This window comes from Taibaiella sp. KBW10 (assembly GCF_003852495.1).
GTDB lineage: Bacteria > Bacteroidota > Bacteroidia > Chitinophagales > Chitinophagaceae > Edaphocola.
The window spans coordinates 294,437-318,281 of sequence record NZ_QAJI01000004.1; the positions used below are offsets into that span (position 1 = coordinate 294,437).

The window sequence follows — 23,845 nt, forward strand, 5'->3', positions numbered from 1 at the left end:
ATGAAAGCGATATTATTAATTTCCGGTTTGGTATTAACCTTAACCTCTTGTGGCAATAATAGTGCAAAAAGTACTGATGGCACCACTACGATGCATACAGATGCTCATAAAGAAGTAGCGGAAGCTAAAGACCCGAATGCGAAAGTAGATCCGGTATGTGATATGCCTAAAAAAGCCGACTGGACAGAGTTTTCTGTAGTGAACAAGGATACAACCTGGTTCTGCAGCCCTCATTGTAAAGAAACATTTGATAAAGATCCAGCTAAATTTGCGAAGAAATAAACCGCTCCGCTTTCCCGGAATAATGTTCGTTTTGAAGGAATGCGTCTGGAGGCGGATTTCTTTAAAACGAACATTTTTAATAAAGGCTCTTTGTGCATTGTGCGCTCCCTTAGCGGTACGAAGACTAAATGATCTGTAATATGAATATCCACGAACAATATATGTACCGTTGCCTGGAACTGGCGGGCAAGGGTGCCGGAGCGGTAGCCCCTAATCCGATGGTGGGTGCCGTGCTGGTATATCAGGACCAGATCATCGGAGAAGGCTGGCATCAGCAATACGGACAGGCACATGCAGAGGTCAATTGTTTTAAGAGTGTAGCCCCGGAAGATGTTCCATATATACCCGAAAGTACCCTCTATGTGAGTCTGGAACCTTGCGCCCACTATGGAAAAACACCGCCCTGTGCCGAACTGATTGTGCAACATCGGGTACCACAGGTTGTCATTGCTTGTGTGGATACTTTTGCACAGGTGGCGGGTAAGGGAATTAAAATATTGGAAGCGGCCGGCATTACAGTACACACTGGTGTTTTGGAAAAAGAAGCCCGGGCTTTGAACAAACGATTTTTTACCTATCACGAAAAAAAACGCCCTTACATTATCCTGAAATGGGCACAGAGTGCCGACGGGTACATGGCTCCTGAACAAGGCACTAAAGTGATGTTAAGCAATGCGCTGGTACAACGGTTTGTACATCAAATGCGCAGCGTTGAAGGGGCTATTCTAGTAGGCTACCAAACAGCATTGAAAGATAATCCGTACCTGACAAATCGTTATTTTGGCAAGCAGCAACCTTTGCGCCTGGTGATTGACGCGCAAAATGCCTTACCGGAAACACTGCACCTTAAAACGGATGGTTTACAGACGATCATCTATAACCATAAAAGCAGCCTACAGTTCGATGCGTTGACCTATGTTCCGCTAGCTGCTACATCGCCTTTACCGGAACAAATAGTAAAAGATTTGTACCAAAGAGGTATTAATAGCCTGATTATCGAGGGCGGGCAAAAGACTTTGCAACAATTTTTGGATGCCAATTTTTGGGATGAAGCCTTTTGCATTGACACACCGGTACTGCTGGAGCAAGGTACACCGGCACCACAACTAGCCCATGCTTTGATACACAACAGTATTACACTTGGCGATAATATTATTAAGCACTATACGCGTACCCATGAATACTTATAAGACGATACAAGGCCCGACCGCAGCAGAATTCAGAGACCGTGGCAGTAAATTTCTGGCCTATACCTTTCCGATCAATCATGTAGATGAGGTAAAAACCAGAATACAGGAATTGAAAAAAGAACACCCTAAAGCAGTACACCACTGTTATGCCTATCGTATGGGCATAGATGGGCTGGTGTACCGTGCCAATGATGATGGAGAACCTTCTGGAAGTGCCGGCCGGCCTATATTAGGGCAAATCGATAGCGCCGGTATCACCAATGTACTCGTTGTGGTGGTGCGTTATTTCGGAGGTACCTTATTAGGTGTTCCGGGCCTGATCAATGCTTATAAAACTGTGACCACCGATGCATTAGCGCTTTGTGAAACGATAGAGCGTAATGTAGAATTTCCGATGGCTTTAAGCTTTGATTATACCATTATGAACGAGGTCTTAACCGTCTTAAAACAATATGAAGTCACGATCATCAAGCAGGATATGCAACTGTTTTGCGACTATGAGATTGGTATTCCCCTTGTGCATAAAGAGGCTTGCGTACAACGATTAACAGAAATATATGGTTTGACCCTTAAGGCAACATAATATTATTACACCGATTATCTGTATTTTTGGATACAGAAATGATCCTCCGGGATTGTTCCCATTTTTAATTGTCCTTATCGTCCTATTATGATCTTAGTAGAATGCCCTAGAGATGCCATGCAAGGCTGGGCGCACTTTATACCCACAGCTACAAAAGTTGCTTACCTGAATCAGTTGTTGAAAGTAGGTTTTGACATACTCGATTTTGGTTCTTTTGTATCAGCCAAAGCGATACCACAACTGATTGATACCAAAGAAGTGATTCCCCAGTTAGACCTGAGTAATACCCGTTCTAAACTGTTGGCGATTGTAGCCAATACCCGCGGGGCACAGGAAGCAGTTGTATATGATGAAATTACCTATTTGGGTTTTCCATTTTCCATATCGGAAACCTTCCAGATGCGCAATACCAACAAAACAATTGCCGAATCCTTAGCGCAGGTCGAAGAGATCCAGAACCTATGCGCACAAAATAATAAGAAAGCCGTTTTATATATCTCTATGGGTTTTGGCAATCCTTACGGAGATGAATACAGTGCCGATATTGTGTACCAATGGTTTAATACTTTAGTGAACCTTGGAGTGACTAATATTGCGCTTGCCGATACGGTAGGGGTATCCAATCCGCAGAATATTCAAAGTATATACCAAAAATTGATTCCCGAATTTCCTCAAATCCAGATCGGAGCGCACTTTCACTCTACTGAGCAAAGTACTGAAGAAAAGCTGCTGGCGGCCTGGGAAGCCGGTTGTACCAGTTTTGATACCTCTATCAGAGGCATTGGTGGTTGTCCAATGGCAAAAGATGAGCTGGTTGGTAATATTGCCACCGAAAAACTAATTGCTTTTGCAGACAAAATGCAGATCCCTTTATCGCTGGATAGAGAAGCCTTTGTGACTTCCATGATTATGGCAAATGAGGTGTTTGTCTGATTGTTATGCTCTCCTTAGTTTGTTAAATAAATTAACAAATATTCATATTTATCAAAAATAAAGTAATAGCTTAGCATATAGATTATTAACTTAATAAATATACTATATGAAAAAAGCTTTACTCTTTACAACAATGGGCGGTCTGTTGCTGACCTCTTGTTATCGTCCTTTATATCGTGCCGAAATTGTGCATGATCCTATGTTAAGCCAGCAAGGTGAGTTTACGGCCAATGCTTCCATATTGGCTGTGGGTGTCTATAATTTCCCTTCCTTCGACCTTGGTTTAGGCTATTCCCCGGTTAAAAATATCGGCATTAAAGCCAGTCTCCGAAACCGTGTATTTGGGACGAGCGGCAGTTTTGATAATGATGATTATCGAAGGAGAATGTACGGTACGACACTGGAAGGCGGTATTGGCTATTATAACCGCTATGGTAGTAACGGACTATTTTCTGTATATGCTAATGTGGCTTCCGGATATAATAAAGACCGTTCTTATTACATCAGCAATGGCAATACCCGGAATCAGCTGAATTCAAAATTTTGGGCTTTTTCGATACAACCGGCAGTAGGTATGGTGAAAAACAAAATCTCTATGATGGGAGGTGTTAAGGTTGGGGTGTATAAATTCTTTGATATCTCCTCCTTTGATGCGTATTATACCCAACAGGAATACAATAATATTGCAAAAAATTATTACCCGATCATCGAGCCATATTATATTTTTGAAGTCGGTCCCCGGAATGTAAAGTTCAATTTCCAGGCTGGTTTCGCATTGGCTCCCGGCGGCCCGGACAAAGACGAAAATTTCTTTACCCCAAAACTATCTCTGGGTATTACTGCCCGTTTTGGGAAATAGCAGACAATAGTGCTTTTGCCGTAATTGATCCGTTGTGCTTAAAGATCAGCTGATGTTTTCCATTATAGATATTGGTCTGTGGAAGGGCCTTGTATTCATATATTTGGGGAATCACATCCGAGCGGTCTGCGCCAACCATAGTTTCCGGCATTTGCTTTAATCCGGTAGTGTTTATATAAGCAGCTAAATAAGGTTTCATATCCTTGGCCGCGATAAACACTACCGGAATATTTTTAAAGGCCTCTTTATGCGCTACAATATCTTTTCCTAAATCTTCACAATGCTCACAGGTCGGGTTAAATAAAACGACGATCAAGGGTTTATCTGCCGGGAAATGATCCTGGTGTATCATTTTTCCATCCAGCGTTTCCATGCTAAACGACGGCAGTGGTGCTTGTATCGCTTTATAATCTGTCTCTGCAATTAAAGCAGTAGATTTCGGAGCATTCTGTGCCACAGCAACAAAAAAAGTACCAAAAGACAATAATAAAGAAAACGCCGCTTTTACCATTATGATGTAATTTTGAGCCTCAAAAGTATATCATTTTCATGAACAATCTATCAAACGCAAAACCTTTGGCAGAACGGATGCGTCCGCAAACCTTAGCAGATTATATCGGGCAGGAACATTTAGTGGGCGAGGGTAGTGTCTTGCGAAATATGATAGAAAGTAAACAGTTGCATTCTTTAATTTTCTGGGGTGCACCCGGCATCGGAAAGACAACCCTGGCACAAATTATCGCGCATCAATCGGACTTGCCTTTTTTTAGCCTGAGCGCGGTAGATAGTGGTGTGAAAGAGATCAGGCAGATTATAGAGTTATCCAAAAAGGCGGGTAAAGCCATTTTATTTATCGATGAGATACATCGCTTTAATAAGGGACAACAAGACAGTTTATTAGGTGCTGTGGAGAAAGGGTATATCATCCTGATTGGGGCGACGACCGAGAATCCTTCTTTTGAGGTGATTAGTGCCTTGCTCAGCCGCTGTCAGGTATATATACTGCAACCCTTTATGGTAGCCGACCTCAAGCATTTGGTTTATAATGCTATGGAGAAAGATCCCATAATGGCTGCCTTGTCGATTAATATTCTGGAATGGGAGGCCTTGTTACAACTCAGTGGGGGCGATGGCAGAAGAATGTTGAACCTGTTTGAGATTGTCGTGAATGCTTTGCCCGAAAATGATCTGGTGATTACCAATGAAAAGGTGCAGGCTATTGTGCAAAAGAAGATGGCTTTATATGATAAGACGGGAGAACAGCATTATGATATCATCTCTGCTTTTATCAAATCTATGCGGGGCAGCGATCCGAATGCGGCGGTGTATTACCTGGCGCGTATGATTGAAGGGGGAGAAGACCCCAAATTTATTGCCCGGAGAATGGTCATTTTTGCCAGCGAAGATATTGGCAATGCCAATCCCAATGCACTGCTATTAGCAACTACCTGTTTTCAGGCCGTAGAATTGATTGGTTACCCCGAATGCCGGATCATTCTTTCCCAAGCCGTAACTTATTTAGCCTCTTCTGTGAAAAGTAATGCGTCCTATATGGCAATCAACGATGCACAAGCATTAGTTCGTAAAACCGGTGATCTGTCCGTGCCTTTACACATCCGTAATGCACCAACCAAACTGATGAAAGAGATTGGTTATGGAGAGGATTATAAATATGCCCACAGCTATGAAGGCCATTTTGTAAACCAGGAATTTTTGCCGGAAGACATTGCCGGTACGAAACTTTATGATCCTGCAGAAAATCCCTCTGAAGATAAAATGAGGACTTATTTACGACAATGTTGGAAAGAAAAGTACGGGTATTAGCGTTATGCTCAAGAGCAAAGTGCTTTTTAAGCATATTATTGAACCAAATATATAAATTATTACATGAAGAAAATCCTGTTTACGATAGCCGTGCTGTCCTCCGTTTCTGTTTTTGCGCAACAAAAAATCCAATTGAAGGATACCATACCGTTTACGATCAATGAACAAAATACCCTTTATGTAAAGGCCGTTTTTAACGAAAAGGATACCCTTGATTTAAATTTTGATACTGGAACCACCGAACTGGTACTGACTAATTCCGTGATGAAGACAAAGCTTAAGTCTGTACCAAAGCTCTATAACACCATTTACAACCTGAAGATCGGAACGCGCGAGTATAAAACCAAAGTCTATGATGCCGAATTGACGGGACATGGTACCGATGGCCGTTTTGGTTGGGATTTGTTTAAAGGTAAAGTTGTAGAGATCAACTACGATAAACACATCATAGTCATTCACGAGTCCTTACCGGCTTCCGTTTTAAAAGATAAGGCCTTCTCTACCTGTAAGATCACGTACTTTAAAGAACTTCCTTTGATCGTCAGTACAATTACACAAAGCGGTATAGACAACACCGATTCTTTTTTGTTTGATACGGGTTATCAAAGAACGGCTATGCTTGATGATGATTTGCTAAAAGCAGGTAAGTTTCCCACAGAGAAAATGGAAGTGATCAAAAAAGTAATGATGAAAGGTGCCCAGGGCAATGAGGTTCCCGTGATTACGGCAAATCTGGAAACATTACGTATTGGTAATTATGAATTGAAAAATGTTCCGGTACAGCAGATAACCACCAATAAACCCTTGAGGGGCGCTAATATCCATATTTTAGGCAACGAAGTCTTAAAAAGGTTCAATACTTTCCTGGATCTTCAAAATGATGTGGTGTATCTAAAACCGAATCAATTGTTTAGTGTGGCCTATATTGAACAAAAGTAAAATCACTGCTGAGGGCAATAGCGTGCTAGCAGGGAGTCATTTTTTAAGTATTTGTTTATGCTGTAAATCAATAATATGCTAAAAAATAATTCATTAATGAGAATATATAAATTTGCCGTTTTTGTACTCCTGTTCCTCCTTTCCGGACAGGTGTTTGCACAAACGACTACTATATTGAGCCCCAAGGAGACCCTGGAACTGCAAAGCGAAATACCGGATATTCCTTTCTCCATACGTAGGGCCTATGCCTACTCCGATAAACGTGGTTCTTTTGATCTGGTGCTTTGCGAAAAAGAATCCCGTATTAGAGAAAATGATACCCTGAAATCGAACCTGACTGCTATTTGCTATCTGCAAGACCATGGCGGTTACCGGGAACAATGGAGGATAACAGATGCTTTGGCCGGTATACAAGATCAAGAATATGGTACGGAGTATACGATCTGGTTTTGGACAAAATATTGTTCGGCAACCGATATTGACGGAGACGGGATTGTAGAACCGATTATCGTATATGGAACCAAAACAGAATACGGCTACAAGCGGATTAAGATCATTACGCTTTATAAGGGCCATAAGTACGCGATCCGCGCGGTAGAATGCGACCTGGACTTTTGCAGGACTTTTGTCAAAGACGCAAAAATGAAAGAACTTCCGCTCAAAATAAGACAATATATAGATCAGCTACTAGAGCAGATGCGCAAGGAGCAGGACCTTATCCTGCACCATCATTAAAGCAAGCAGCAGCAGCAGATTAATTACATAATCAAAAATCGGGGCGATATGAACCTATTACAACAGACCGCAAGAACAATCATCAGGAAATCATTTCATTTATCGGTTTGGACTATCGAACAATTTTATGATATTGCCATATATGAACAAAAGGCAAGGCAACTGCAGACCTTACCCGAGGGCACACTTGGCAGGGATATTGGCGATTGTTTGGCTAAGAACGACTTGCATTTAGTGCCCAATTATGAAAGCCACGACCTGAAACATGTGTTATTAGACTTTGAAATGACCGCTGTTGATGAGATCAGAATGCAGGCTTTTATGCTTGGAAATGGTAATTATTCTCTACCCAGTTTTGCGATTTTTATTTTCGGGGCTTTATTGCTGCCGGATCTATGGACCACCTTTTACAAGGATTATATAAACGGTCGGAACGCAAAGCCGATCAGCACCTGGACAATTGAAGAGTATGCCCATTGTCAGACCACAACGCTGCGGGAAATTGTATTTAATTATAAACCTTCAGTGCAGCATAAGATAGATAGCAGATCACTGGCTAAATTAGGGGCTTTTACTGCTATAACTTTAGGGATATTCGGTATGGTTTTCTGTCTTCCGTTTCTCTTTTCCGTTCATCTTGAAGATTTAGTAGGGGCCGGCTTCGGGTTTTTAGGAGCCGCTATGATCGCCGGTGCAGGACTAATTGCCTTATCTAACCTGGTCAAACAGAACAAGCAATCATTTGAAAAGGTAATAACTTCCTGACTCTTTCGTCACTTTAAAAAGGTGATGAAGCCGGTTTAAAACATTCAAAATGTCATTATTGTCCTTTAATTGGAACTACCGGCCTTAAAGGTCATGCTGGAATAACTTCTAAAAATTATCTATAATTCTTTTGCTGTAAAAGTATTATTGGTTTTTATGCCCACTTAGGTATCTTGTGGCTATTATATGTCTGTGGTGCAGCTCATGCCCTGCAATGATCCAGGCGCAGGCACGTACACTCATGGTATATTGGCTGGCAATGCCCGCGCGCTCCACTTGTTTGGCCGTAAGGTTATTAAAGAAAGCAATAGTCAGGTTGCGGTTAGCATTATATTCCTTCAGCAATTTTGAAAGCGGAATTTTATCAGCCTGTGCCTGTTTCGCAAATTCATTTTCATCAAAAAACGGTAACGGTGTACGATCCAACCGGGCGAAACGCATGGCGCGGTATACAAATACCCGTTCCACATCAATGAGGTGCATCAGCAGGTCTCTTAAAGACCACTTACCGGGCTCATAAGGGGTCAGCAGACTGGCCGTATCTAAAGATTTATACAGCGCTGTAACCTCTTTTGCGGAGGCTTTTAACTGATCCAAAACGCTCGGCTCAGCCGGCACCAGCTTTACATAATTTTCATAGTACAGAGCATATTCCGTATCGCGTGGTTTGCTGATCTTCTTCATTTCTGATTAAAATTAAAGCCGAAAATTAAGATTTTATTTAAACATCAAACAACTATCTTGCACATACATATTTCGTACATGAAAAAAATAAAAATGCTTGTCCTTGTCTTACTATTAATCTCATTGTGTAGTGTTGCTTTGGTTTACAGTATCAAAAAAGAAGCCAATCGTTATTGCTACCGGAATATAGACCGAGTTCCTGCGGCATACACCGGCATTATTTTTGGTGCAGGCATTGTTAACAACCAACCTAGTAAATACCTTAAAGACCGTTTGGATGCGGGTATTGCCTTATACAAAGCCGGTAAGGTCAAACGCCTACTGGTCTCCGGAGATAATGGGCAGGACGAATATGATGAGGTCAGCGTCATGAAACAATATTGTGCCGATCATGGCGTTCCAAAAGCAGATATTTTTGCAGACTACGCAGGTTTTGATACGTATTCTACTGTATACCGGGCCAAAGACCTGTTTAAGGTGGCAGATGCCATTATGATCAGCCAGAATTACCATTTAGATCGTGCCGTATATTTAGGCAAATCCATGAATATCAATTCTTATGGCTTTGCAGCGGATAAAGGAGATTATGTATTTCTGTTCAAAAATAAAGTGAGGGAAGGACTGGCGATCTTAAAATCTTTTGTAGATGTACACCGGGGCCGTAAACCCAAATATTACGGCGGAGATATTGATATTCAAGGGCCATCCAATTTCGATAAAAAATAAACGATATTATATTGTTTGTTTACCTTTATATTTGCTTAATAAAATTGTTACACAAATCTAACATTTAAACAATTGGATAAGCAACACAGATCATTACACGATGTACACAGCAGTGTGGATATTACGTCTAAAAAAAACGGCTGGCGTAAGATTATGGCTTTTTTCGGGCCTGCATATTTAGTAAGTGTAGGGTATATGGATCCGGGAAACTGGGCCACAGACCTTGCCGGCGGCTCTCAATTTGGTTATACCCTCATCTGGGTACTCTTATGTAGTAATCTTATCGCTTTATTCTTACAGTCTCTATGTACCCGTTTGGGTATTGTACGCGGTAAAGATTTGGCACAATGCAATCGGGAGACCTATCCCAAAGGCATGAATTTTGTATTATACCTCCTGGCCGAGATTGCAATTGCGGCTTGTGATCTCGCCGAAATTCTGGGTATGGCCATCGGCTTACAATTGTTATTTGGCCTGGATCTGATGTGGGGTGTGCTCATTAGCTTCGGGGATACTTTTCTGCTCTTATACCTGCAACGTCTGGGTATTCGTAAAATGGAACTATTTATTATCGGAACCATTTTTATAATTGGCATGTGCTTTCTGATCGAGATGTTTTTAGCAAAACCAGATATGCACGCGCTGGCCAAAGGATTTATCCCTTCACTTCCCAATACACAAGCGCTATATATCGCCATTGGTATTATCGGGGCTACGGTCATGCCCCATAACCTATACCTGCATTCGGCATTGGTGCAAACCCGAAAGATCGGTAAAGACCATAACTCTATTAAAAAAGCGATAAAGTATAATTTTTGGGATAGTGCTATTGCCTTGAACCTGGCATTTTTTGTGAATGCGGCCATCTTGATTTTAGCGGCATCGGTGTTTCATAAAAACGGGATGACCGAAGTGGCCGAACTGGAAGATGCCCATAAATTATTATCGCCAACTATAGGTTCAGAATGGGCTTCCCGGTTGTTTGCCGTTGCCTTGATTGCTGCAGGGCAGAGCTCGACCATCACCGGGACCTTAGCTGGTCAGATTGTGATGGAAGGCTATTTACAACTGCGCATTAGTCCTGCCTTAAGGCGTATTATTACCCGCCTGCTCGCGGTAGTGCCCGCGGTGATTGTGATTGCACTGATGGGTAATAAAGGCGTCGGAAAATTACTGATCTTCAGCCAGGTCTTATTAAGCATGCAGCTCTCTTTTGCCATCATTCCCCTGATCTATTTTGTAAGTGATAAAAAGCAAATGGGTCGTTATGCGATTCCGACGCTGAGTAAGATTATAGGTTGGTTGATCGTGGTATTGGTGGGTGGCTTGAACCTGAAATTGGTTTATGAATCTATACAGGATATTTTAAAAACAGACCTTAACCCGACGCTTAAAATATTATTGGTGATCGGAGGCATAGGTCTTTTGGTTTTACTCGCACTTACGATCATTTATCCTTTGTATAAGAGAACCCATAAAGTCAATATAGACATTCATAAAGATGCGGTGATTGCGATCACAGAAGTGTCCGGATTCAATACGATTGCTGTGGCACTCGATTATTCCGAAGTAGATCAGAAGACCATCAGTTATGCCCTGAAACTGGCTCATGAGCATACAACAATGGTATTGATCCATGTGGTAGAAAGTGCTGCGGCATTGCGTTCCGGCCCCGAAACACAGGATTATGAAACGCATAAAGACCTGAAGCGCTTACGCGAATATGTGGATTTTATAAGCAGCAAAGGCTATAACGTCATTTCGGTAATGGGCTACACCAACAGGGTAAAGGAGATCGCGAAATCATGCGAAACCTATGCTGCCGATCTGTTGGTAGTAGGCAGCCACGGGCACCGGGGTTTGAAAGATTTTATTTATGGAGAAACAGTCAATAATTTAAGACATAAAGTGAAGATTCCGGTCTTTATTGCACAGTAGCTTTATTATGGCGCTTTTCATGCCCCATAATAGCCATAATAAATTCTAAATCTTTAATTACTTTTGAGGCTGTACACATGAAGCACCAAATTGTAATCATAGGATCCGGGCTAGGCGGTTTGCTCACAGCCGTTTTGCTAGCCAAAGAAGGCTATGATGTTGCAATTATAGAGCAGAACAAGCAGATCGGGGGCTGTCTGCAAACCTTTTCTTTTGATAAGAAAATATTTGACAGCGCGGTACATTACCTGGGTTCTTTAGGAGAGGGAGAGGTGCTAAACCAGATTTTTTCCTATGCCGGTATCCAAAAAGACTTACAGCTTAAACGCCTGGATCAGGATTGTTTTGATGCGGTATTATTCGGATCAGACCCGCAGCAATACAAGTTAGCCCAGGGTTTAGATAACTTTGCCGATAGCCTCTGGCAGCAGTTTCCCGAAGAAAAAGAAGCTATTAATGCTTATACCCGTCTATTACAAGATACCTGCGACCGTTTTCCTTTATACAACCTGAGAAATGGTGATGCGGCAGAGAAAGAGGAAGTTCTTCATCTGAAATTAGCACAGGAATTACAAAAGATAACGACAAACCAAACCTTACAAAAAGTACTTAGCGGAAATGCGATTCTCTATGCCGGTATGGCGCAGAAAACAGCTTTCTCTACACATGCACTTGTCAGTAAAAGCTATATCGACAGTTCATGGCGTTGTGTAGGCGGCAGTTCTCAAATCGCCAAATTGCTTTGGCGCAAATTACAAGAATATGGAGGGGTGATCTATCGACATGAAAAGATCAAGCGACTGGTGGTAAACAATGGGATCATTGAAAAAGCAGTTGCTGCATCCGGAAACGAATTTTTAGGTACCCATTTTATCGCTAATATCCACCCGCAACAAACCATTGCTTTATTGTCTGATCAAAGTATCTTGAAATCTGTATTCAAGAACAGAATACTGGAGGCAACGCCAACAGTAGGCTGTATCATGGTTAATATCGTACTCAAGCCACGGACGGTGTCCTATAAGAATTATAACATCAACTGGAACCTTAAAGATGGTCTGGAAGTGATCGATGCCTTATCAGAATTTTTTCCTGTAAATTACTCCATATATTATACAGAAGATTCGCATAATCATGGTTTTGCAGAATCTGTTTCAATCCTGAGTTATATTAATACTTCAGATTTTGCGGTATGGAAAAACTCTTTTAACAGTACCATGGCTGCTCAGGAGAGGGAACCGGCTTATACCGATTTTAAAGAAGAAAAAGCAGTACTGTTGATCAATAAGGTTGCAGAACGTTTTCCAGAACTGAAAGAACAGATGCAGTCTTATAAAATAGCCACGCCACTTACTTATCGAGATTATCAGGGTTCGGTAACCGGTGATATGTATGGTATACAAAAAGATGTAAACCAGTTAAACCATACCCGTTTTACTACGAAAACAAGAATTCCTAATTTACACCTTACCGGCCAGAATATAAACCTGCATGGTGTTTTGGGTGTGAGTATGACAGCCATTTCCTCTGCGGCCGATTTCTTAGGATTAGATTATCTGCTGCAAAAAATAAACGAAGCATAAAAGCATTCTGGTCACATTGCAGTTGTATCCCAAAATCACCCTTATCATCGAGTAATTATGAACATAAATTTGAAAGCCTTACTTACCGGAACGCTTATGGTATCTTGGTTGTACGTACAGGCACAGCAATTGGATTCTATAGCGCTGTCCAAAAAATAGGACAACAACTTATTGCTCTCGAAATGGAAGGGATGAGCGCAACAAATACCAAGACAGATAACTGTATACGGGATAAAGACGGTAATTTTCTTTCCTGCTATTATGCCAGTGCACAACCGGAATGGGTTACAGATTTTAATGGAGATGGGATTGCTGATGCGCTCTTTCATTTTATGGACGAGGGTTTAGGCGGTGGGGGTAATGCATTTGGTTATGAATACCGTATTGTTCTCCTAGACCAAGCACAAAAGATTCAAAAACAATATGCGCTTTTTGGCGGTGGAAAAATGTCTTATGGGCAACTGAACATTAATCGCGTACATAATGGAAAAATTGAGGCCAGCTATGAAGAAAATCAATTCTTACGCGGCAATTATGAAGACACCTTAAACCTTAAAAGTGAAGACTTGGTTTTCAGTCTGGAAGGAGACCGAATCGTAGAGGCTCATTATCATAACTGTCCGATGGCCATGATGAAAAAGCAGATTTTCAAAACAGATAAGGGCCTTAAAATTGAAAAAGACATCGCTTCTGATGACCAGTACAATGAGGAATGCACCGAAAGTATTACGATGCCTGATCGTAGTCAGTATACCGCAATCCTTGGTGGATGTGAGGAGCTTTCTCTCCACTTTAGCCGTACGATAGCATATGATAAAAGATTGGAGACGAACAAAGCCTTTATCAAACAAACGTTACTAGAGGAGCTCTTATTCCTGAAAGAACATACACTATACCCAACCGTAATTAAAGCCGCCTATGATCAGGTTCAAAAAACGCAATCGGGAAGCCTGACCATTGAACAATATGGCGGTGTAACCTTACATCTGAATATGGCCGATCACTGGCAGGCACATTTGTTTATTTCCGGAAATGCAGAACAGGGTAGCTTTTTGACCCTTCGTTTTGTCAAAGCAAAAGCCGGGGAAACGATGGCGTTTTGGGAAAGCATGGATAATAAAATGAAATTAAAGCCACAAAAAAAGGCTACAAAATAGTGATATTTTATAGCCTTTTTAATAAGATTATATACTTTCCTTAGAAAATTTCATAGGCAAAACGGATGCCTATAGAAGCATAAGAAAGCTTTTGGACGACATCTTTGCCCATTTGGTATTTATAAGTCACATTATAGGCATTACTGACCGAAAGGGCTGCATTGCTGTTGAAAAATGAATAGCCAAATGTTAAGCCGACACTGATTTTGTCGGTTAGTTCATTATAGTTAAGTCTTTTATATCCTATATAAAGATTAGCATTACCATTACCATAGTGTTTATTCTCATCATTCATATTTAATGACTCCGTTGTCCCGTAACGCACCCTGTCTTTAGTTGACAAAACAGTAGTGCTGTATGTGGTATCGGATTGGGAAGTGATTTTGGCAAGGTACAGGGGTAAAGAAACGCCCACGCGTACATCAATACGGTGCTTCTGCGCAATGTCAAAGTAACGACCGATTTCAAAATGTGGTTCAAATACCGGTACCGAAATCCCTCTTCTTCCCATAACCCCTTTAGGAAAAGTAGTATCGGAAGTAGGGGCAAATTCTTTAATGTATTTATAACTGAAGTTTCCGGTTCCTACAGATAAAGCCGTTCTAAAATACAATTTTCGGGTCAGGTGATAGCGGTATTCTACTCCTATTCTTAAAAAGGGCGCAAAGGTACTCGCATTGCCATTTTTTGAGACTAGATTGCTTCCCATATTTTGGTTTAAATCGGCATAAAAGCCCAGATGTCTCCCATCTTTTGCGCGGTCAAAACTCCTGATTACCTGTGCAGAAGCACCAATGGATAGACTACAGATCAAAAAGAAAACTAAAGAAAAATATTTGCTCATGATATTTTAGATAATTGTATTTAAGATAAATTTAATGTAAGTGTGTCGAAAGAAGATGCAATATAAATGAATATCTCTTTAATTTAAAAATAAATTATAAAAAATTATCAGTTATTACACTTAACTTCGCGAAACCTTTAATGTGGTTAATTTTTTAGAGACCTTAACCATATTATTTTAAGCTGAATATTCGGTCTCTAAGCTGACTTAAACAAAAGATATATGACATTGAATCCAACTTCGGTTTCCTTTACTTTAGACAATGGTAAAGAAGTAATAATCGAAACAGGAAAATTAGCCCGTCAAGCGGACGGTGCTGTTACAGTTCGCTGTGGCGACTGTGTAATCTTAGCTACTGTAGTAGCGAGTAAAGAGCCTAGACCAGGCCAATCTTTCTTCCCGCTGACTGTTGACTATCAAGAAAAATTTGCATCCGCAGGTCGTATTCCCGGTTCTTTCTTCAAACGCGAAGGCAGAATAAGTGATTATGAAATATTAATATGTCGTCTGATCGACAGAGCTTTACGTCCTTTATTCCCGGAAAGCTATTTATGTGAAGTACAGGTTTTAGTTTCCTTGATTTCCAATGATCCTGAAGTAATGCCAGACGCTTTGGCCTGTTTAGCAGCTTCTGCTGCACTGGCAGTATCCGATGTGCCTATCCAAGAAATCATTTCTGAGGCCAGAGTTGCCCGTATCAATGGTGAAATGGTGGTAAACCCTTCGCCGGCGCAAATCGAAACAGCTGATATGGACTTTATCATCGCCGCTACCGAAAAGAATATCATGATGGTAGAAGGAGAAGCTAAAGAATGTCAGGAAGAAGACATGATCAAAGCGATCGAAGTAGCACACGAAGCGATTCGTAAGCAAGTAAAAGCACAAGAAGAATTAAGAGCTAAAGTTGGCGCTCCTGCTAAAAGAGTAGTAGCCGAATTTACAGAGAACGAAGAAGTTAAAGCTGCTGTAGAATCATTTGCCGGAGCGCGCATGCTGGAAATCGCCAGAGCGGGTAGCAACAAACACGATCGTACAGATGCTATTAAAGCATTAAAAGAAGAATTGATGGCCAGCTTCGGGGAAACACCTGAAGAAGAAACCATCGCTTTTGCAAAACGTTATTTTGACGACCTGCAATACTATAGTGTACGTAATATGATCCTGGATGAAAGCCGTCGTTTAGATGGTCGTAAACTAGATGAAGTACGTGGTTTATATATAGAAACCAATGCTTTACCAACTCCTCACGGTTCTGCATTATTTACCCGCGGTGAGACTCAGTCTATGACCACCGTGACTTTAGGTACCAAAGACGATGAGTTACTGATCGAAACTGCCGGTACTTCCAATTATCAAAAATTCCTGTTACACTATAACTTCCCGCCATTCTCTACCGGAGAAACCAAGCCAATGCGTGGACCAAGCCGTAGAGAAGTAGGACATGGTAACCTTGCGAAGCGTTCTTTATTCCAAATGATGCCAAAAGATTATGCGTATACTGTACGTGTTGTTTCTGATATCCTGGAATCTAATGGTTCTTCTTCTATGGCTACTGTTTGTGCCGGTTCTCTTGCTTTGATGGATGCGGGTGTACCTTTCCCTAAACACGTAAGTGGTGTAGCGATGGGTCTGATCAGCCGTGCCAGCGATGGTAAATGGGCTGTATTGACCGATATCCTGGGTGATGAAGATCATTTAGGAGATATGGACTTTAAAGTAACGGGTACCCGTGAAGGGATCTGTGGTATTCAAATGGATATTAAAGTAGATGGTTTAAGTATGGATGTAATGCGTCAGGCATTGGCACAAGCCAATAAGGGCCGTTTACACATCCTGGATGCCATGTATGAAGCCATGCCTGCATACAGACCGGAATTGAAACCACAAACACCACGTATCGAACAATTGATCATTGATCGTGAGTTTATCGGTGCGGTAATCGGACCAGGTGGTAAAATCATTCAAGAAATTCAACGTACTACCGGTGCGGAAATCAATATCGAAGAAGTTGGCGAAACAGGTGTCGTTAAGGTATTCTCTAATAACGGAGAAAGCCTGAACGCAGCGATGAACTGGATTAAAGGTATCGTAGCCATTCCGGAAGTAGGAGAGGTGTATGAGTCTACCGTTAAATCAATCATGCCTTATGGTGCTTTTGTAGAGTTTATGCCGGGTAAACAAGGTTTGCTGCATATCTCAGAAGTAAGCTGGAAGCGCCTAGATACTTTAGAAGGTGTATTAAGCGAAAATGAGGTAATCAAAGTAAAACTGTTAGGCGTAGACCAGAAAACCGGTAAATTCCGTTTGAGCAGAAAAGTATTGATGCCAAAACCTGAAGGTTATGTAGAAAAACCAGAAGGGGAGAAAAGAGAGCGCAGAGAAGGTGGAGACAGAAATGACAGAGGAGATAGAAGAGACCGCGATAACAATCGTGATCGTGGCGACAGAAGAGGTCCACGTGAACCTCGTGAAGAGCAACCTGTTCAGGATACACCAATAGTAGAAAATAATACACCGGCCATTGATCCTGCTGATGCAGATTTAGCCTTGTAATTGTAAGTATATCATTTTGAAAATGCCGGTCGTTAACGCCGGCATTTTTTTATATAAACTGAGTATCCACTTTTAGAAAACAAAGACTTAATTATCCTTTTGGTTTCCATTTATTGGTATTGCTATCTTTTGCCTTGATGCAAAAGGTACCGCCAAAAATTGAAGGTGTCGTTCGGTCGTAAACCAAGCTCGCTGCGCTCAGACCGTGGTTTACGCCTTATCGACCGAGCCAATGATTTCCTTAACGCCGGATATATAAGGCCGGTCCTAAGTGGTCTGTTCTGTACAGATCGCTTACCTTTTTTGCTCGAAGATCATATTTCCGCATGCAATTTGCTATCGCTGTATATAACACAGTAGCGAGTGCTGTTAGGAGTAGCGCACCTAATGCGTCATAGTAATGCGGTCTCTGTACCATCATTTGCTGAGACCGAAGGGACACCAAAATAAACTAAGCCCGGTGCAATTTTACCTATAAGAACTTTGTTTCCTACATGCGGATAGCCATATAATACGCTACACTGGTTATCAAAATGAGGGATAATCATATGAGAATAAGCTACATGCAACAATGGTCCAATAACTATCGGAAGACTGGCATATTAGCGCTCGATTTGTCGCGAATTTTCGATAAATTTGGAGTTCAAATTCTTAAAATGTATTCTATTCAATTGTACTCTAAAAAGTGGTTACTCTTATCAGCCACAGCTTTATTTATGGCACAGAACCCTATTCAGGCACAACAGAAAGTACCTGCCTTCCCCATTAGCGATTTAGACAAATCAGCACATGCCTGTGACGATTTTGATCAGTTTGCGAATGGAGGATGGAAGAAGAACAACCCTATTCCGAGCACAGAAAGCCGCTGGGGTGCCTTTGGTATCCTAGACAAAGAAAATAAAGATGTACGCCTCAAAGGAATCATTAAAGAGATCCTGGCGCAATCTAATTTAAAGAAGGGAACAGAAGCCCAACAAATTGCGGACTTCTATAAAGCCTATTCAGATATCAATACCCTGAATAAATTAGGCGTGAGCCCGATAAAAAAATATGCCGATAAAATTAATGCGGTGAAAACGGTAAAAGAATGGACCAATCTATGCGGCGCACTGGATATTGCCGGTGTGGACGGTGTCCTTGGTTTCGGGATTTATGCCGATAAGAAAAACAGCAAATGGAATGCAATATATGCGGGCCAAAGTGGCCTGAGCCTGGGAGAAAAAGGGTTTTATTCCCGTGATGATTCGAGTGCAGTCGCCATTCGTAAAGAATTCGTAGGCCATATCAACAAAATGTTTAGTCTGGCGGGTTGGAAAGATAAAAACCCGGGTGAAACGATCCTCAAATTTGAAACGGCATTAGCCGCCTTACAATTATCCAATGTAGAGCTGAGAGATCCGATAAAGACTTATAATAAAATGCCTTACGGGGAATTCAAAACCCTGATCAAGGATTTTGATATGGACGGTTATCTGGCACATCAAGGCTTCAAAATAGATGTTGTTATTGTTCAGAATAAAGAATACCTGAGTCAATTGAATGCCTTGTTGAACAGTACCTCTGTGGATATTTTAAAACAATATTCCCGCTGGCAGTTATTGTCTTCTTTTGCAGGCTATCTTTCTGAAGACTTTCAAAATGAAGACTTCCGTTTCGGTAGTACTGTAATGCGTGGGGTAAAACAACGCAAATCCATGGAAGAGCGTGCGACATCTGCCACCAATGGTATCATGGGTATGCCTTTGGGTAAACTGTTTGTTGCTAAATATTTCCCGGAAAGCTCCAAGCAAAAAGTAGCCGAAATGATTGAAAATGTACGCGTGGTTTTTGGTGAGCGCATCGATCAGTTGAGCTGGATGAGTCCCGAAACAAAAATTGAAGCCCGTAAAAAACTGGCTGCCTTTACTTATAAGATCGGATATCCTGATCAATGGAAAGATTATTCTACAATCGATATCAAATCCAATACACTGGTAGAAAATGTGATCTCTGCAAGATTGTGGAGCCACAAAGAATCGATCAATAAAATAGGAAAAGAAGTAGATAAAAAAGACTGGGGCATGTCGCCACAAACGGTTAACGCTTATTACAGCCCCTTGAATAATGAAGTGGTATTCCCTGCAGGAATATTACAACCGCCCTTCTTTAACCCGGATGCAGATGATGCGATCAACTATGGTGGTATCATTGCCGTAATCGGTCATGAATTCAGCCATGGTTTCGATGATAAAGGTTCAAAGTATGATGCAGAAGGTAATATGAAAAACTGGTGGACAGAAGATGATCGTCAGAAATTTGATACCCTGGCCAATAAGTATATTGCTTATTTCGACAGTCGCGAAGTATTACCCGGATTAAACGTAAACGGAAAGTTGACCATTGGTGAGAATATCGCTGATCTGGGCGGTTTGACCCTTGCCTATCATGCCTTGGAGAAATCCTTAAAAGGAAAGCCGGAACCAGCCTTAATTGATGGCTATACCTGGCAACAACGTTTCTTCCTGGGTTGGGCACAAGTGTGGCATACCAATATTACGGAAGCGGCTTTACGCCAACAGGTGTTGACCGATCCGCATAGCCCGGCGCATGACCGTATTAATGGCCCGATGCCGCACCTGATCGAATTCCATAAAGCATGGGATACAAAACAAGGTAATAAATTGTATTTACCCGAAACAGAAAGAATCATTATCTGGTAATCATATACCGGTCAAATATTATTTCCCGTTTTGTTGTGGCGCGCCGAAGGCGCGCCACAACTGTTTTAGAGCAATTATACAAACTAAAATGAGCATCATTTTTTATGATAATAAAAAATATTTGAAAAGTTTTGTAACTTTTTTCCTCCGACAACGATTAACTATTAAATGACCGCAAAAGAATACAATATCACCGTAGAAGAATGGGCAGATGGCCTATACCGGTTTGCGTTCAAAACGCTGCAACATGCCGAAGATGCAAAAGATGTCGTCCAGCAAAGCTTTGAGACCCTATGGCTGAACCTGGAAGAAGTCTACTTTGAAAAGGCGAAAAGCTATCTGTTTACCGTGGCACACCGACGATGTATGGACCAATTCCGAAAGCCGAAGACAAGAGAACTGAACAACGAACATTTTTTAGAAACCACAAATATTAATAACACAAACGAATGGAAAGGATATCTACAAGAAGCACTGAAAATACTTGATCAGCAAAGTAAGACCCTGATTTTATTAAAAGATTATGAAGGATACAGTTACGAAGAAATCAGCAAGATCACCACGCTCAACCTTACTCAGGTAAAAGTATACCTGCACCGGGCCAGAAAAACACTAAAAGATTATCTCATCAGCAAAAAGCAAATTTTATAATGAAACATACAGATATCACTTATATAGAGGAGCAAATTATGCTGTTGGTCGATGGTGAATTAAACCCGGAGCAAGAGCAGGCGATCCTTGAAATTATAGATACTAAAGAGGCTTATCAGCAATTATATGCCGATTACCTTTCTTTAAAACTGGATCCTCAAGACCATATGGTATATGCCTTTAAGGATGAGTTAAAGAAAACCATTCCATTGGTTGCCCCTGTTGCGGCTAAAAAGAAATGGCCTTTATATGCTGCGGCCGCTATTGCGCCTCTGGTACTCCTGTCTTCTTTATGGTTCTTTAACCAAGGGCAGCACACACCTGAACAAACAGTTGCTAAATCCCAGTTGCCCCCTGTTTTTACGAATCCAATCCCCACCAGCAGGCCTACTTCGACAAAGCCTTCAGGAAAAACCGTAAAACCACAGGCAACGACAGAACCGAAGAAAGCAGATCGTATGGTGAATAAATCCAAACCCAATAATACCGGACTGGCACTACAGGTACCTGCACTACCTAAAGAAATAACAGCACAGCATACCAACGTACCCTTAATCCATACTCCGCAAGCCAATAAGTATGATGCAATCGCCATAGCCGGCAGCCCTGTAAACCCTATCGCAACACAGTATGTCGCTATCGAAACTATTGCCAATGAAGAAGACAATACGGACTTCGTTCGTAAATATGAAACGCCCAAAGGCTTGCTGGGCAATGTGATTAACGCAGGCAACTGGTTTTTTAAAGAAGAAAAATCAACAACAATTGAACTGTCATTAGGTAACAAAATCCATAAATCTTATACCATAACCCTAAAATAAATAAACATGAAACATTTACTCGTACTGGCCACTGCAGCCACATTATTAGGCACTGTAACCACCCAAGCTCAGGAAAAAACAAAAAAGATTACCAAAGAGCAAAAAGGGGATGTAGAACTCTACGTAATCGAAAATAAAACGCCCGGAGATACTACGAAAAAAAGCGATAAATATATTTCCATTACTACCAGCGGCGTTCGGGTAAGCGATACCAAGCAAGACGAGCGACGCGCGGAGAAAAGATTTCAGGTACAATGGGGTATGCTCGATCTGGGTTTAAATCTCTTGCAGGACAATACCGTCTATAATGTACAGGATGCTGCTTTAATGAATAATTTTAGTAACATTCCTAATGATAAAGTCAACAAAGACTTGTTCAGTCTGCAAAATGGCCGTTCCTGGAATGTAAATATTTACCCGGTAATGTTTAATTATAAAGTAGTAAAAAATAAAAACTTCGGCATAAACCTGTACACCGGTGTAGGCTTGCAGATTTACAATTTCAGGTTCAATAAAAACATTTCATTTGTAAACGACCCGAATTATAAAATCGTAATGGACTCTGTTGCCTTTACTAAAAACAAACTATCCTTAAACTATCTTACCGTGCCTTTGATGATCAATTTTAACCATAGAATTGATAAGAAAAACTGGTTGACCTATGGCTTCGGCGGTAGTGTAGGTTATCGCTTGAACAGCTGGACCAAGCAGGTTTCCGGAGAGAGAGGTAAAGATAAAAACCATGACCAGTTTAACTTTAGCAACTATAATGTAAACCTGAATGCAGAGATTGGTATTGGTAATGTGCGCTTCTATGGCTCCTATCAAATAACCAATTTGTACAAAGATGCTTCTCTGACCCAACAACCGATCAGCTTCGGAATTCGCTTCGGAGGAATATAATAATCGCATACCCTTTACATAAAAAAGCCGGCTTGATGAAGCCGGCTTTTTTATGCCCTGAATATTACTTTATCGCAACCATATATTTTTATTACAGTGACAAGCAGTTGCTCATTTTACTCATCTGCGTATGGTCCAAAAGCAGTCCTGGTAAGCCTGCATCATTATTCCACACTTTTCGGTCGCCTTGTCGTAAAGTAAACGATTGTAAAATTATTCCGGCAAATACTTGTTTGTTTTAAATTATGTAATACATTTGCCCCTCATTTTACAAATTGATTACAACACTTATATATCAATTTTCAGTCGATACAGCAGATATGATTGCTGATAACTTATCGCACTTTAGCCCCAGATCATCGCGACAGGTGAACTGGTAGTAGTTGTTTACAAACTGCTGTCGGTCCCTCTTTTTATTTGAAACACTAGCCACTAGTGTCTTCTTTTCGTTTTCCGTTTTTTATTTTAAATAATTAATAAGTGCCAGATTCTAAGATAATTTTTCGCACTGCAGGGCAGGCAGACGTGTCTTATGCAACAACCATCATCAATGAGATGGAGCATAGTGCCCAAGTAAGGGGCACCGGTATTGCCAAACGGTCTCCCGATTATATTGCACAAAAAATGCTGGAGGGAAAGTCTGTCATAGCCCTTACGACCACCGGTATCTGGGTAGGCTTTTGCTATATCGAAACCTGGAGCCATGGCGCTTTTGTGGCCAACAGCGGCCTGATCGTCAATCCCGATTTTAGAGGCCATGGTGTCGCAAAAGAAATCAAAAAACAGATCTTTAACCTGAGTAAAACACTTTATCCGCAGGCTAAAATATTTGGATTAACCACAGGGCTGGCCGTGATGAAAATCAATAGCGACCTGGGTTATGAGCCGGTGACGTATAGTGAACTGACACAGGAAGAACATTTCTGGTCGGGCTGTAAAAGCTGTGTCAATTATGAGATCCTCATGATGAAAGAACGCAAAAACTGCCTCTGTACTGCCATGATGTATGATCCGGAAGATCATTATACAGCCTCAGAAACCAAACAATTCTTTAAAGAGAAAAATAAAGTCCTGGCCCGTTTATTACGACTGAAGCGAAACAATATGCTAGGCAAACTATTGAAAGCACGCGCATTGAAAAAAGAAGAACGTAAATCAAAAAAAGAAATTTCATAA

General features: G+C 41.2%; 22 protein-coding genes. 19 read left to right on the forward strand and 3 right to left on the reverse strand.

Annotation, left to right across the window (positions count from 1 at the left end; translation table 11 throughout):
* The 5 genes from DBR32_RS09010 (at nt 1) to DBR32_RS09030 (ending at nt 3,847) form a co-directional block, all read left to right on the forward strand.
* Nucleotides 1-282, forward strand: coding sequence for a YHS domain-containing protein (locus DBR32_RS09010; RefSeq protein WP_124635983.1), 282 nt, complete (start codon nt 1-3; stop codon nt 280-282).
* 140 nt (nt 283-422) lie between these two features.
* Nucleotides 423-1,472: a bifunctional diaminohydroxyphosphoribosylaminopyrimidine deaminase/5-amino-6-(5-phosphoribosylamino)uracil reductase RibD gene (gene ribD / locus DBR32_RS09015; RefSeq protein WP_158605947.1), complete on the forward strand. Its 1,050-nt coding sequence runs from the start codon at nt 423-425 to the stop codon at nt 1,470-1,472.
* Nucleotides 1,459-2,055: a YigZ family protein gene (locus DBR32_RS09020; protein WP_124635985.1), complete on the forward strand. Its 597-nt coding sequence runs from the start codon at nt 1,459-1,461 to the stop codon at nt 2,053-2,055. The genes ribD and DBR32_RS09020 overlap by 14 nt, the downstream gene beginning before the upstream one ends.
* 87 nt (nt 2,056-2,142) lie before the next feature.
* Entirely contained in the window at nt 2,143-2,988 is an 846-nt protein-coding gene (locus DBR32_RS09025) for a hydroxymethylglutaryl-CoA lyase (RefSeq protein WP_124635986.1), read from the forward strand.
* Nucleotides 2,989-3,094: 106 nt separating this feature from the next.
* Nucleotides 3,095-3,847 carry a hypothetical protein gene (locus DBR32_RS09030; protein WP_124635987.1) on the forward strand — a complete coding sequence of 251 codons (753 nt, stop codon included), beginning with the start codon at nt 3,095-3,097 and terminating at the stop codon, nt 3,845-3,847.
* Here DBR32_RS09030 and DBR32_RS09035 read toward each other — a convergent pair.
* Nucleotides 3,825-4,358 (reverse strand): hypothetical protein, encoded by a 534-nt coding sequence (locus DBR32_RS09035; RefSeq protein ID WP_124635988.1) that lies wholly within the window; start codon nt 4,356-4,358, stop codon nt 3,825-3,827. The genes DBR32_RS09030 and DBR32_RS09035 overlap by 23 nt on opposite strands.
* A 38-nt stretch (nt 4,359-4,396) precedes the next feature.
* On the opposite strand from DBR32_RS09035, the gene DBR32_RS09040 reads away from it, so the two are divergent.
* The 4 genes from DBR32_RS09040 to DBR32_RS09055 all read left to right on the forward strand — a co-directional run bounded on the left by DBR32_RS09040 (nt 4,397) and on the right by DBR32_RS09055 (nt 8,110).
* Nucleotides 4,397-5,671 carry a replication-associated recombination protein A gene (locus DBR32_RS09040; RefSeq protein WP_124635989.1) on the forward strand — a complete coding sequence of 425 codons (1,275 nt, stop codon included), beginning with the start codon at nt 4,397-4,399 and terminating at the stop codon, nt 5,669-5,671.
* Between the two features lie 63 nt (nt 5,672-5,734).
* On the forward strand, nt 5,735-6,610 hold the full coding sequence (locus DBR32_RS09045) for an aspartyl protease family protein (RefSeq protein ID WP_124635990.1): 876 nt from the start codon (nt 5,735-5,737) through the stop codon (nt 6,608-6,610).
* Nucleotides 6,611-6,706: 96 nt separating this feature from the next.
* Nucleotides 6,707-7,345: a M949_RS01915 family surface polysaccharide biosynthesis protein gene (locus DBR32_RS09050; protein WP_199724429.1), complete on the forward strand. Its 639-nt coding sequence runs from the start codon at nt 6,707-6,709 to the stop codon at nt 7,343-7,345.
* Between the two features lie 48 nt (nt 7,346-7,393).
* Nucleotides 7,394-8,110: a hypothetical protein gene (locus DBR32_RS09055; RefSeq protein WP_124635991.1), complete on the forward strand. Its 717-nt coding sequence runs from the start codon at nt 7,394-7,396 to the stop codon at nt 8,108-8,110.
* Nucleotides 8,111-8,254: 144 nt separating this feature from the next.
* On the opposite strand, the gene DBR32_RS09060 is transcribed toward DBR32_RS09055, so the two are convergent.
* Nucleotides 8,255-8,794: a DinB family protein gene (locus tag DBR32_RS09060; protein WP_124635992.1), complete on the reverse strand. Its 540-nt coding sequence runs from the start codon at nt 8,792-8,794 to the stop codon at nt 8,255-8,257.
* 78 nt (nt 8,795-8,872) lie between these two features.
* Here DBR32_RS09060 and DBR32_RS09065 point away from each other — a divergent pair, with 78 nt between their 5' ends.
* The 4 genes from DBR32_RS09065 to DBR32_RS09080 all read left to right on the forward strand — a co-directional run bounded on the left by DBR32_RS09065 (nt 8,873) and on the right by DBR32_RS09080 (nt 14,198).
* Nucleotides 8,873-9,520 (forward strand): vancomycin high temperature exclusion protein, encoded by a 648-nt coding sequence (locus DBR32_RS09065; protein WP_124635993.1) that lies wholly within the window; start codon nt 8,873-8,875, stop codon nt 9,518-9,520.
* Nucleotides 9,521-9,592: 72 nt separating this feature from the next.
* Nucleotides 9,593-11,458, forward strand: coding sequence for an Nramp family divalent metal transporter (locus tag DBR32_RS09070; protein ID WP_124635994.1), 1,866 nt, complete (start codon nt 9,593-9,595; stop codon nt 11,456-11,458).
* A gap of 77 nt (nt 11,459-11,535) precedes the next feature.
* Complete coding sequence (locus tag DBR32_RS09075; protein ID WP_124635995.1) at nt 11,536-13,041, forward strand: NAD(P)/FAD-dependent oxidoreductase; 1,506 nt, start codon at nt 11,536-11,538, stop codon at nt 13,039-13,041.
* Between the two features lie 191 nt (nt 13,042-13,232).
* Nucleotides 13,233-14,198, forward strand: coding sequence for a hypothetical protein (locus DBR32_RS09080; protein ID WP_124635996.1), 966 nt, complete (start codon nt 13,233-13,235; stop codon nt 14,196-14,198).
* A 40-nt stretch (nt 14,199-14,238) separates the two neighbouring features.
* Here the strand turns inward: DBR32_RS09080 and DBR32_RS09085 are convergent, their stop codons facing one another.
* Complete coding sequence (locus DBR32_RS09085) at nt 14,239-15,042, reverse strand: hypothetical protein (protein ID WP_124635997.1); 804 nt, start codon at nt 15,040-15,042, stop codon at nt 14,239-14,241.
* A gap of 222 nt (nt 15,043-15,264) precedes the next feature.
* Here DBR32_RS09085 and pnp point away from each other — a divergent pair, with 222 nt between their 5' ends.
* From pnp to DBR32_RS09115, 6 genes are all read left to right on the forward strand, one after another.
* Nucleotides 15,265-17,595, forward strand: coding sequence for a polyribonucleotide nucleotidyltransferase (pnp, locus tag DBR32_RS09090; protein ID WP_124635998.1), 2,331 nt, complete (start codon nt 15,265-15,267; stop codon nt 17,593-17,595).
* Nucleotides 17,596-18,311: 716 nt separating this feature from the next.
* A complete protein-coding gene (locus DBR32_RS09095) occupies nt 18,312-20,294 on the forward strand; it encodes a M13 family metallopeptidase (protein ID WP_233559701.1) in 1,983 nt (660 codons plus the stop codon).
* A 168-nt stretch (nt 20,295-20,462) separates the two neighbouring features.
* A complete protein-coding gene (locus tag DBR32_RS09100; RefSeq protein WP_124636000.1) occupies nt 20,463-20,945 on the forward strand; it encodes an RNA polymerase sigma factor in 483 nt (160 codons plus the stop codon).
* A complete protein-coding gene (locus DBR32_RS09105; protein ID WP_124636001.1) occupies nt 20,945-21,766 on the forward strand; it encodes an anti-sigma factor in 822 nt (273 codons plus the stop codon). The genes DBR32_RS09100 and DBR32_RS09105 overlap by 1 nt, the downstream gene beginning before the upstream one ends.
* Before the next feature lie 6 nt (nt 21,767-21,772).
* A complete protein-coding gene (locus tag DBR32_RS09110; RefSeq protein WP_124636002.1) occupies nt 21,773-22,669 on the forward strand; it encodes a hypothetical protein in 897 nt (298 codons plus the stop codon).
* A gap of 480 nt (nt 22,670-23,149) precedes the next feature.
* Entirely contained in the window at nt 23,150-23,845 is a 696-nt protein-coding gene (locus DBR32_RS09115) for a GNAT family N-acetyltransferase (protein WP_124636003.1), read from the forward strand.

Excerpts from the sequence above, each read along its gene's own strand:
- DBR32_RS09060 (WP_124635992.1), bottom strand. The coding sequence starts at position 8,794 with ATGAAGAAGATCAGCAAACCACGCGATACGGAATATGCTCTGTACTAT.
- DBR32_RS09065 (WP_124635993.1), top strand. The coding sequence starts at position 8,873 with ATGAAAAAAATAAAAATGCTTGTCCTTGTCTTACTATTAATCTCATTG.
- DBR32_RS09075 (WP_124635995.1), top strand. The coding sequence starts at position 11,536 with ATGAAGCACCAAATTGTAATCATAGGATCCGGGCTAGGCGGTTTGCTC.
- DBR32_RS09030 (WP_124635987.1), top strand. The coding sequence starts at position 3,095 with ATGAAAAAAGCTTTACTCTTTACAACAATGGGCGGTCTGTTGCTGACC.
- pnp (WP_124635998.1), top strand. The coding sequence starts at position 15,265 with ATGACATTGAATCCAACTTCGGTTTCCTTTACTTTAGACAATGGTAAA.
- DBR32_RS09050 (WP_199724429.1), top strand. The coding sequence starts at position 6,707 with ATGAGAATATATAAATTTGCCGTTTTTGTACTCCTGTTCCTCCTTTCC.
- DBR32_RS09055 (WP_124635991.1), top strand. The coding sequence starts at position 7,394 with ATGAACCTATTACAACAGACCGCAAGAACAATCATCAGGAAATCATTT.
- DBR32_RS09080 (WP_124635996.1), top strand. The coding sequence starts at position 13,233 with ATGAGCGCAACAAATACCAAGACAGATAACTGTATACGGGATAAAGAC.
- DBR32_RS09010 (WP_124635983.1), top strand. The coding sequence starts at position 1 with ATGAAAGCGATATTATTAATTTCCGGTTTGGTATTAACCTTAACCTCT.
- DBR32_RS09095 (WP_233559701.1), top strand. The coding sequence starts at position 18,312 with ATGGCACAGAACCCTATTCAGGCACAACAGAAAGTACCTGCCTTCCCC.
- DBR32_RS09020 (WP_124635985.1), top strand. The coding sequence starts at position 1,459 with ATGAATACTTATAAGACGATACAAGGCCCGACCGCAGCAGAATTCAGA.
- DBR32_RS09105 (WP_124636001.1), top strand. The coding sequence starts at position 20,945 with ATGAAACATACAGATATCACTTATATAGAGGAGCAAATTATGCTGTTG.
- DBR32_RS09040 (WP_124635989.1), top strand. The coding sequence starts at position 4,397 with ATGAACAATCTATCAAACGCAAAACCTTTGGCAGAACGGATGCGTCCG.
- ribD (WP_158605947.1), top strand. The coding sequence starts at position 423 with ATGAATATCCACGAACAATATATGTACCGTTGCCTGGAACTGGCGGGC.
- DBR32_RS09085 (WP_124635997.1), bottom strand. The coding sequence starts at position 15,042 with ATGAGCAAATATTTTTCTTTAGTTTTCTTTTTGATCTGTAGTCTATCC.
- DBR32_RS09110 (WP_124636002.1), top strand. The coding sequence starts at position 21,773 with ATGAAACATTTACTCGTACTGGCCACTGCAGCCACATTATTAGGCACT.
- DBR32_RS09100 (WP_124636000.1), top strand. The coding sequence starts at position 20,463 with ATGACCGCAAAAGAATACAATATCACCGTAGAAGAATGGGCAGATGGC.
- DBR32_RS09045 (WP_124635990.1), top strand. The coding sequence starts at position 5,735 with ATGAAGAAAATCCTGTTTACGATAGCCGTGCTGTCCTCCGTTTCTGTT.
- DBR32_RS09025 (WP_124635986.1), top strand. The coding sequence starts at position 2,143 with ATGATCTTAGTAGAATGCCCTAGAGATGCCATGCAAGGCTGGGCGCAC.
- DBR32_RS09035 (WP_124635988.1), bottom strand. The coding sequence starts at position 4,358 with ATGGTAAAAGCGGCGTTTTCTTTATTATTGTCTTTTGGTACTTTTTTT.